The sequence below is a fragment of the Synergistaceae bacterium genome (assembly GCA_017450125.1).
In the GTDB taxonomy this organism is placed as follows: Bacteria; Synergistota; Synergistia; order Synergistales; family Aminobacteriaceae; genus JAFUXM01.
The window spans coordinates 1-2,601 of the sequence record JAFSWZ010000015.1 but is presented as its reverse complement, the minus strand read 5'-3'; the positions used below and the strand labels follow the sequence as shown (position 1 = coordinate 2,601).

Below are 2,601 nucleotides of genomic sequence, written 5' to 3'. Positions count from 1 at the left end.
CTCTAGCTCGCGCTCCAGCTTTTGGTTCTCGTCATTGATTATGTTCACCCACTCGTAAAGCTCATCGAGAGGGAAACTCAGCCACTCTCTTACCGATGTTCCTGTGTCCGAACGCGCTAGACGGACTGCGTTCCGTCGGAGGATGTTGCGGGGAGCGTCGGCGGGGTTGCGGGGGCTTCTGTCTCCCCATTGCCCTCGTCGGAGTCCGTAAGCGTCAAAAAATTGCGCACTTCCGTTACTACCTTGTTGAAGTCGTGGGCGTTCATCATCCGCAGCACCTCAACAGGTATCCTCGCCGCACGTGCCGCAACCGCGATTAAGTACACGCGCGAAAAGTCCGTCGCGGAAAACGCATTATTTCCTGCCCGCATCGCCTGTTCCTCTACGTCGATTAGGTCATTGCCGGTGAGACGGTCGAGGTCTACGTCAAGCTCCTGTAACTCCTGCCCCTTGTGCGTTATTGCCTTCTTCAACTGTATCTTCATGATTGCCTCCTACTGTTTGCCCAGTGCTGTCCTGACTTCCGCAAGGTAATCCGTGCCGTCGACTATGTACTTGTAGTTGAACTTGTCCATCTCGACCCACACCTTGCCGTCCCGCTCTATCTTCATGTACACAACCTCATGCTCCGTCTGCACGTCCATGCTGTCGCCAACTACCAAATTGCCGGGATTCTGGTTCTTCGTGATTGCCTTCATGTACACATGAAGCTGAGGGACTTCATACTCACCCGTTCCTGCGTTGTAGTACTGCATCGCCACGTAGAAATCGAGGTTGTGCGTCGTGTGCTCGTACAGCTTCAGGAAGTCCTTTGTTACGTTGCGCCACGTCAGGCTGATTGTCGTCGAGTTGAAGTGTCCGAGCACTATGCTGTCGACAACTCCCGCAACTCCTGCGCCCTTGACCTCGCTGGTCATTGCCTCAAGCTGAGGAAAATTCCCCTCCGCTACTCCGAGCAGGTCTTCTCCTTCGAGGTAGACGCTGAAGTTAATACCTTTCTCTGGGACTACGTTTGCCATCTATCTCACCTCTAACTCACGGCCTCAAACAGCACGTTCAAGTATTCGGGGTCGAACTCGAGGATGCCGACTATCTGCTCTGCTGGTGGCGGCGGAGTCAGGTAGATGTGGAAGCGGAGGATGCCGTTCATGAGGTCGGTTAGGGCGTTCTCGGTCTGCTGGAACTCTATGCGTCCTCCGAGTATAAACTCTCTCGCTGCTAAACCGTTCAGCCGGACGTTGTAGCTGTTCACAATCGTCTTGATAAGACGCGGAGTCATTGGTTTATCGACCTTCTGCCAAAATGTGAGGATAAATTCATTCCCTATCCAGTCGAACATTCGGCGAATGGGGATGAACGCATCCTTCGGGTCTGTGTTCGCGGGGTATGCGCCGGTTCTGTTGCCCCATGCCCGCCAGCCCCCTATCCAATTTAATGGGGTTACGATACCCTGACCGTTAAGATAGTTCGCTTGTTCGAGGCCTAAGTCTATTTCCCTGCCCACCGCATTGACGCAGGCGTTCATCTGCAACATTTTGTTTGACGGCGATTCATAAGGCGTATCGTCATTTCCTGAGTCTGTCTTGTTCATCAGGCCGATTAACTGGGTGCTCAGGTGGAACACATCATCTCCCAGCTTGACCTTCGGCCAGCAAACTATCTGGCGTTCGGCCATGTAGTTATTACGATTTTTCCATTCGGGGGCTTCGGTGTACCTGTCCGCTCCCGCTGTGTCGCTGGGAATGTCGACTACAGACTGCCCCGTGAAGATGCCGTTGATGTTGTCCATTTTCGCGCGCATGACTGCCGCAACCTCCGGCTTCTCGCTCCACTTGGGAGAGGACAGAAGGCCCGGAACAAGCCGGAATTTGGGGAACACAGAGTTGACCAGTTCGAGGCCTAAGTAGTCTCCTGTGCTTGCATCAACACCGCCGATTATGTCGTATACATCCACCATCTCAGGCTTTACCCTAGTGAAACTCGCAAACACCCTAGCCTTGCCGGACAACGCTCCTCCCTCAAGAACACTTAGTATCGCGTTGCCGTCGTCGTCATAGTCGAGAGAATAATCTGTGTCTCTCTCGTAAACCTGCCTGCTCTCGCCGGAGTCGATGTCATCATCAACATCAAGACTCGCTGCCTCGAAGCCCGACGCAATTATCACGTCAGCTCCGAGATTTACAGCCTCGTCAACGATTGCGAACTCGCGGTTGGTGATTTTCTCCTTGTGCTTCGTCGGGTCGAGTACGTTAATTAACACGCACGGACTCATCCCGAACAGCGCAAACTGGCTGTACATGAACTCACACAGCGTATATTTCTCCCAGTCCCGCGAATACCCGAACAGCTCCACAGCCTCAGCGTACGTGTATATCAGCTGCGGCTTGTTGACGTTCTTCATTGCCTCTTCGTCAGAGGCTAAGTGTATTGGGGCTGTGCCTACTATTACGGGAAGCCCTGCCTCCGTCTGTACAGGCGGAATTAGCGATGTCGGGACTTCCTGCTTGTACACCCCGTGCCGGAATGCCATTACCTAATCACACCTCCTGCCTTCTGCACCTCACGAAAAAGCCGGGCCTCGTTCGTTCCCGGCTTCTCGAT

Annotated in this window: 3 protein-coding genes; all 3 read right to left on the bottom strand. The window is 53.6% G+C overall.

The window, feature by feature from the left end:
- Positions 1–116 precede the first annotated feature (116 nt).
- The 3 genes from IJT02_03225 to IJT02_03215 are packed head-to-tail and all read right to left on the bottom strand — an operon-like array spanning position 117 to position 2,530.
- On the bottom strand, positions 117–485 hold the full coding sequence (locus IJT02_03225) for a phage tail assembly protein (GenBank protein ID MBQ7543934.1): 369 nt from the start codon (positions 483–485) through the stop codon (positions 117–119).
- Between the two features lie 9 nt (positions 486–494).
- Entirely contained in the window at positions 495–1,019 is a 525-nt protein-coding gene (locus tag IJT02_03220; GenBank protein MBQ7543933.1) for a phage major tail tube protein, read from the bottom strand.
- Positions 1,020–1,030: 11 nt separating this feature from the next.
- Positions 1,031–2,530: a phage tail sheath family protein gene (locus tag IJT02_03215; GenBank protein ID MBQ7543932.1), complete on the bottom strand. Its 1,500-nt coding sequence runs from the start codon at positions 2,528–2,530 to the stop codon at positions 1,031–1,033.
- Positions 2,531–2,601: the final 71 nt, after the last annotated feature.